Source organism: Pseudomonas sp. PS02303, assembly GCF_029959925.1.
GTDB lineage: Bacteria > Pseudomonadota > Gammaproteobacteria > Pseudomonadales > Pseudomonadaceae > Aquipseudomonas > Aquipseudomonas mandelii.
This window is the reverse complement of record NZ_JASCOM010000326.1, coordinates 1-5,862: the sequence shown is the minus strand read 5'-3', so window position 1 is coordinate 5,862 and position 5,862 is coordinate 1. Positions and strand designations below refer to the sequence as shown.

The 5,862-nt window shown below is 60.3% G+C and carries 6 protein-coding genes; 3 read left to right on the top strand and 3 right to left on the bottom strand.

Going from position 1 to position 5,862, the window contains the following annotated elements; translation table 11 throughout:
* Positions 1 to 100: 100 nt before the first annotated feature.
* A complete protein-coding gene (locus QMX98_RS31660; protein WP_282411933.1) occupies positions 101 to 868 on the bottom strand; it encodes a sulfite exporter TauE/SafE family protein in 768 nt (255 codons plus the stop codon).
* A gap of 124 nt (positions 869 to 992) precedes the next feature.
* Here QMX98_RS31660 and xseA point away from each other — a divergent pair, with 124 nt between their 5' ends.
* Positions 993 to 2,372: an exodeoxyribonuclease VII large subunit gene (gene xseA, locus QMX98_RS31655; RefSeq protein WP_010457826.1), complete on the top strand. Its 1,380-nt coding sequence runs from the start codon at positions 993 to 995 to the stop codon at positions 2,370 to 2,372.
* A gap of 3 nt (positions 2,373 to 2,375) precedes the next feature.
* Positions 2,376 to 3,197 carry a peptidoglycan DD-metalloendopeptidase family protein gene (locus tag QMX98_RS31650; protein ID WP_102593573.1) on the top strand — a complete coding sequence of 274 codons (822 nt, stop codon included), beginning with the start codon at positions 2,376 to 2,378 and terminating at the stop codon, positions 3,195 to 3,197.
* Positions 3,198 to 3,261: 64 nt separating this feature from the next.
* Here the strand turns inward: QMX98_RS31650 and QMX98_RS31645 are convergent, their stop codons facing one another.
* On the bottom strand, positions 3,262 to 3,618 hold the full coding sequence (locus QMX98_RS31645; RefSeq protein WP_010457830.1) for a hypothetical protein: 357 nt from the start codon (positions 3,616 to 3,618) through the stop codon (positions 3,262 to 3,264).
* A 29-nt stretch (positions 3,619 to 3,647) separates the two neighbouring features.
* Positions 3,648 to 3,848: a hypothetical protein gene (locus QMX98_RS31640; RefSeq protein WP_282411932.1), complete on the bottom strand. Its 201-nt coding sequence runs from the start codon at positions 3,846 to 3,848 to the stop codon at positions 3,648 to 3,650.
* A gap of 165 nt (positions 3,849 to 4,013) precedes the next feature.
* Here QMX98_RS31640 and leuA point away from each other — a divergent pair, with 165 nt between their 5' ends.
* Entirely contained in the window at positions 4,014 to 5,693 is a 1,680-nt protein-coding gene (gene leuA, locus QMX98_RS31635; protein ID WP_077749336.1) for a 2-isopropylmalate synthase, read from the top strand.
* Positions 5,694 to 5,862: the final 169 nt, after the last annotated feature.

Sequence of the window (5,862 nt, the reverse complement as noted above, 5' to 3'; positions counted from 1 at the left end):
GCCTCGCTCCTACCGGAAAAGTTTGCGAACGACTGTAGGAGCGAGGCTTGCCCGCGAAGGCATCGGAACGGCCGGCAGCTTAATCCCTGACGAAATCCGGTCAAGTACTCAAATAACGCCCGATCAAGGCAATCCCGCTCGCCAGCACCAACCAGGTCACCAGCCGCACGAACGCCTCGCGGGACAATCTCAGGGTCAATCGCCGCCCGACCCACAGCCCCACGGCCATGGCCGGCAATAGACACAGGGCCAATATCAATAAGGGTAGCTCGGCATAGACACCTGCGACGGCAAACAGGCTCAAGCGCACCACGGTGCTGCAACTGATCAGCGCACTCTGGGTCGCCCGTGCCGCCTCTTTCGGCAACCGGCTGTTCAAATAGATCGCATATAAAAAGCCGCCACTGCCAAACAGCGCCCCGAACAGCCCACCCACAGTGCCCATCGGCACGGCCCAACCGGCGGACAATTGCGTCGGCCGGGTTTTGACCCACAGGCTGTAAATCGCATAAGCGCTGATGAACAGCCCCATCAACAGCAATAACACATCGGATTTGAGGTTCAGCAGAAAGATCACCCCCAACGTGCAGCCCACCGCCATGCACGGCAGCAGCCGCAGCAACTCAGGCTTCGCCACATCCCGTCGCGAAGGCAGCAGATTGCCAAACGCTGCGACGAAATCCAGCAGCACCAGCAACGGCACGATCTTCGACAGCGGCATGAACAGAGTCAGAATCGGCCCCGCCACCAGCGCAGTGCCAAATCCGGCGATACCAAACACGATATAGGCCAGGGCAATGCCCAGCCCGATCACCAGCCAATCCGTGGCGCCGAATGGCCATGGGGTCAACAGCTCAAGCACACTCATTCCCTCGTCTTCCCTGAATCCCGGGGCTGACTTTACTCCTTATGGGAGCGCGCAGGCCCGCTCTCACAAGGGATTTGTGCGCACTCATGGAGATTGTTCGACGAATGCCTTTATCATGCGCCCCATGATTAAAGATCCCTTTGCAAGACTCGGCCTGGACCGTGAAGTCCTGACTGTCAGCCAGCTCAACGGCCGTGCGCGGGTGTTGCTCGAAGACGTGTTCAGCAACATCTGGGTCGAAGGCGAAATCTCCAACCTCGCCCGGCCGGCGTCCGGCCACGTGTATTTCACCCTCAAGGACAGCGGCGCCCAGGTTCGTTGCGCGCTGTTTCGGCAGAACGCAGCACGAGTTCGCCAGGCGCTGAAGGACGGCCTGGCGGTCAAGGTGCGCGGCAAGGTTTCGCTGTTCGAGGGGCGTGGCGACTATCAGCTGATCCTCGACACCGTGGAGCCGGCCGGTGACGGTGCGCTGCGTCTGGCGTTCGATGCACTGAAGGAAAAACTCAGCGCCGAAGGCCTGTTCAGCGCCGAGCGCAAAGTGCCGTTGCCGGCGCATCCGCAGCGCATCGGCATTATCAGTTCGCCGACTGGCGCGGTGATTCGCGACATCATCAGCGTCTTTCGCCGCCGCGCACCGCAGGTTCAACTGACTCTGATCCCGACCGCCGTACAGGGCCGCGAAGCGACTGCGCAAATCGTCCGCGCCCTGAAACTGGCGGACGCTCGCGGTTTTGATGCGCTGATCCTCGCCCGTGGCGGCGGTTCGCTGGAAGACCTCTGGTGTTTCAACGAAGAAGCCGTGGCCCGCGCCGTGGATGCGTGCGTGACGCCGATTGTCAGCGCCGTCGGCCACGAAACCGATGTCTCGATCAGTGACTTCGTCGCCGACGTCCGCGCCCCGACGCCCTCCGCCGCCGCCGAATTGCTCGCGCCGGATTCCAGCGACCTGGTGCGCCGGGTCGAAAGCCTGCACCGGCGCCTGGTGATGCGCATCCGCGACCGCTTGATGCGCGATCGGCTGCGCCTGGAAGGCATGTCCCGTCGCCTGCGTCACCCTGGCGAACGTCTGCGCCAACAAGCACAACGTCTGGACGACCTGGACATGCGCATGCGCCGCGCTTTCGAACGCAGCCTCAATACCCGTCGCGAACGCTTGATTCGTCTGGAAACCCGCCTCGCCGGGCAACACCCGGGACGGCAATTGGCAATGCTTCGTCAGCGCCTCGACAGCTTCGCCGAGCGCCTGCCGCGAGCCATGCGTGAAGGGCTCAAGTCCCGTCGCCTGCAACTGCAAAGTCAGGTGCAGACGCTGCAAGTGGTCAGCCCGCTGGCGACCCTGGCCCGTGGCTACAGCATTCTGCTGGATGAACGCGGCAACGCGATTCGCAGCGCCGAGCAAACCCATACCGGTCAGCGCCTGAAAGCCAAACTGGGCGAAGGCGAGCTGCACGTCCGGGTCGAAGACAATCACCTGACGCCTGTCACCCTTTCTTTACTGGATTGATCCATGCCGCGTTTTTTAGCTCCGCTGCTGTTGCTATGCCTGACCTTCAATGCCCACGCCGACAGCTACATCACCCGCCTGTTGAATAAACCGGTGCCGGGGGGCGTGGCCGTGGTGGACCTGGGTGCTTCTGCACAGGCGCCAAAAGCCAGCTACCAAGGCAAGTCGGTGCTGGTGGTCAAGGAACAGAACAATTGGCTGGCGATTGTCGGCGTGCCGTTGACGGTTAAACCGGGCACGCAGCAGGTCAGCAGCGGCGGTCGCACTCTGAGTTTCACGGTCGGCAACAAGAAGTATCCGGAACAGCACATCACCCTGAAGAACACGCAGCAGGTCAATCCGAACCCGGAGAACCTTAAGCGCATCGAAGGTGAACTGGCCGAGCAAATCGCCGCCTACCGCACGTTCAGTCCGAACACCCCGAGCAACCTGCTACTGGACAAACCGGTCAACGGGCCGCTGTCGAGCAAGTTCGGTGTGCGCCGGTTCTTTAATGGCGAAGAGCGCAATCCCCACTCGGGCCTGGATTTCGCCGTGGGCGCCGGCACACCGATCAAGACTCCGGCGGCGGGCAAGGTAATCCTGATCGGCAACTACTTCTTTAATGGCAATACGGTGTTCGTCGACCATGGGCAGGGCTTTATCAGCATGTTCTGCCATATGTCGAAGATTGACGTGAAGGTGGGGCAGCAACTGGCGCGCGGCGGTGTAGTCGGGAAAGTCGGCGCCACCGGGCGGGCGACCGGGCCGCACATGCACTGGAATGTCAGCCTGAATGATGCGCGGGTGGATCCGGCGATTTTTATTGGTGCTTTCCAGCCCTGAATCTTCTTTGAGGCGACTGGCCCATTCGCAATCAGGCTCGCGCTAGGGCCATCACTGCCGCCGCTTATTCAGCGTCCAGATCCTCAATACCATGGACCTTCCGGTCCGCCAGACAATTGCTGATCCATGTTTGAGTGTCTTGTGAGAAGCCAGCCAATTCTTCAGCCGTGATCAACTCGCGGGCACACAACGCCAGCAAGTGAGAACTGGCGTCATCGCGTGAGAACCTGAAAGCGCCAAATGCCCAATACAGCTCCTTTTGTCCGGCTTTGAGCAGCTCTTCGCTCGCTTCAATTCGATCATAAGGCGCTTGGCTTCTATCCAGCACCGTGCCCTCGACTTCGTCCATGATCCGGATACACATCCGCTCATGGGCCAACGGGCGCAACGCACTGTAAAGCTTCCAATCCGACTCGTTCATCGCTGACTCCTGCATTCCAGTCGTCTGGTTTAGGCTTTAAGAATAGCTGCCGTCGCCAAGACAAGGCTGCCAACTTTCAATTGCGCACCCTTCAAACCTCGCGCAAACATCAACACAATCACCCGGCCTGACCGCAATAAAATCTCGATAATCCCGACTATTCGAGTATTCCTCTCAATTTTTTTCGACTGCTTGCCATCCTCAATCACGGCGGTTAGGGTTGAAGGCATGAAAACCTCTCACACCCTCATTCAGCTTCGTCAGCACCGCAGCCTGTGCCTCGTCAGTGCACGACTGCCAGGCTGAATCGCGGTGCCTCGCCCCACGCTTTTCCCCAAGAACATTGATCCACCGGCAGGCCGCCTTTTTTCGGCCCACACAATAAGGATTTCCCGATGAGCATGCTCAAAGACCCGTCTTCGAAATACCGCGCGTTCCCGACCATCGACATCCCGGACCGCACCTGGCCATCGAAGACCATCACCGCAGCGCCGATCTGGTGCAGTTCCGACCTTCGTGACGGCAACCAGTCGCTGATCGAGCCAATGGACGCAGTCAAGAAGCTGCGTTTCTGGAAGACGTTGGTGCAAGTCGGTGTGAAAGAGATCGAAGCGTCGTTCCCGGCCGCGTCGCAAACCGACTTCGACTTCGTGCGTACCCTGATCGAAGGCAACCACATCCCGGACGACACCACCATTCAGGTGCTGACCCAGGGCCGTGAAGACCTGATCGAGCGCACTTTCGAATCCCTGCGCGGGGCGAAGAAAGCCATCGTTCACTTGTACAACGCGACCTCCCCGTCCTTCCGCCGCATTGTCTTCAACCAGGACAAGGAAGGTGTCAAGGCCATCGCCGTGAACGCCGCCAAGCTGTTCGTCAAATATGCCGCCCAGCAACCGGACACCCAGTGGACCTTCGAATACTCGCCGGAAACCTTCAGCGCGACCGAATTGGAGTTCGCCAAGGAAGTCTGCGACGCGGTCATCGAAGTCTGGAACCCGACGCCTGAGCACAAGGTGATCCTCAACCTGCCGGCCACCGTCGAATGCGCGACCCCGAACATCTATGCCGACCAGATCGAATGGTTCGGCCGTCACATCAACCGTCGTGACAGCGTGATCATCAGCCTGCACACCCACAACGACCGTGGTACGGGCGTTGCGGCCACCGAACTGGGCCTTATGGCCGGTGCTGACCGTGTCGAAGGCTGCCTGTTCGGTAACGGCGAGCGTACCGGTAACGTCGACCTCGTGACCGTCGCGTTGAACCTCTACACCCAGGGCATTCACCCTGAGCTGGACTTCTCCGACATCGACGGCGTGCGCAAAGTCGTTGAAGAATGCAACCAGATCCAGGTGCACCCACGTCACCCCTACGTCGGCGACCTGGTTCACACCGCGTTCTCCGGCTCCCACCAGGACGCGATCCGCAAGGGCTTTGCCCAGCAGAAACCGGACGCCTTGTGGGAAGTGCCGTACTTGCCGATCGACCCGGCCGATATCGGCCGCAGCTACGAGGCGGTGATCCGCGTCAACAGCCAGTCGGGCAAGGGCGGTATCGCCTACTTGCTGGAACAGGAATACGGCATCAGCTTGCCGCGTCGCATGCAGATCGAGTTCAGCCAGGTGGTACAGCGTGAAACCGATCGCCTCGGCCTGGAGATGACCGCCCAACAGATCCACGCCTTGCTGCACAGCGAGTATTTGCAGGCCAACACCCCGTATGCGCTGGTCAGCCATCGCCTGCAGGAAGAAAACGGTCACAGTGCCGTGGAAGTGGAAGTCTCGGGCAAAGGCCAGGGCGAAACCAACCTGCACTGGCGCGGCAAGGGCAACGGCGCGCTGGAAGCCTTGGTGGCCGGCCTGCCGATCCCGGTGGAAATCATGGACTACAACGAACACGCAATCGGCGCGGGCACCAATGCCAAGGCAGCGGCTTACATCGAACTGCGTGTGAACGGTGAACGTGCGGTGCATGGCGTCGGTATCGATGAAAACATCACCACCGCGAGCTTCAAGGCCCTGTTCAGCGCGCTGAACCGCTCCCTGAGCCAGCCGGAAGCGAAAGCGGCGTAAGCGTTCGCGGCAATGCAAAAGGCCCCGAGGTGAAAACCTCGGGGCCTTTTTGTTTGCCTGGCATTTTTAGGGTGCCTGTCATGGCCTCTTCGCGAGCAGGCTCACTCCCACAGGAGGCTTCGGGTGCACACAAAATCTCTATTCACGCGATCCACTGTGGGAGTGAGCC

Excerpts from the sequence above, each read along its gene's own strand:
- QMX98_RS31640 (WP_282411932.1), bottom strand. The coding sequence starts at position 3,848 with ATGCCTTCAACCCTAACCGCCGTGATTGAGGATGGCAAGCAGTCGAAA.
- QMX98_RS31660 (WP_282411933.1), bottom strand. The coding sequence starts at position 868 with ATGAGTGTGCTTGAGCTGTTGACCCCATGGCCATTCGGCGCCACGGAT.
- QMX98_RS31650 (WP_102593573.1), top strand. The coding sequence starts at position 2,376 with ATGCCGCGTTTTTTAGCTCCGCTGCTGTTGCTATGCCTGACCTTCAAT.
- leuA (WP_077749336.1), top strand. The coding sequence starts at position 4,014 with ATGAGCATGCTCAAAGACCCGTCTTCGAAATACCGCGCGTTCCCGACC.
- QMX98_RS31645 (WP_010457830.1), bottom strand. The coding sequence starts at position 3,618 with ATGAACGAGTCGGATTGGAAGCTTTACAGTGCGTTGCGCCCGTTGGCC.
- xseA (WP_010457826.1), top strand. The coding sequence starts at position 993 with ATGATTAAAGATCCCTTTGCAAGACTCGGCCTGGACCGTGAAGTCCTG.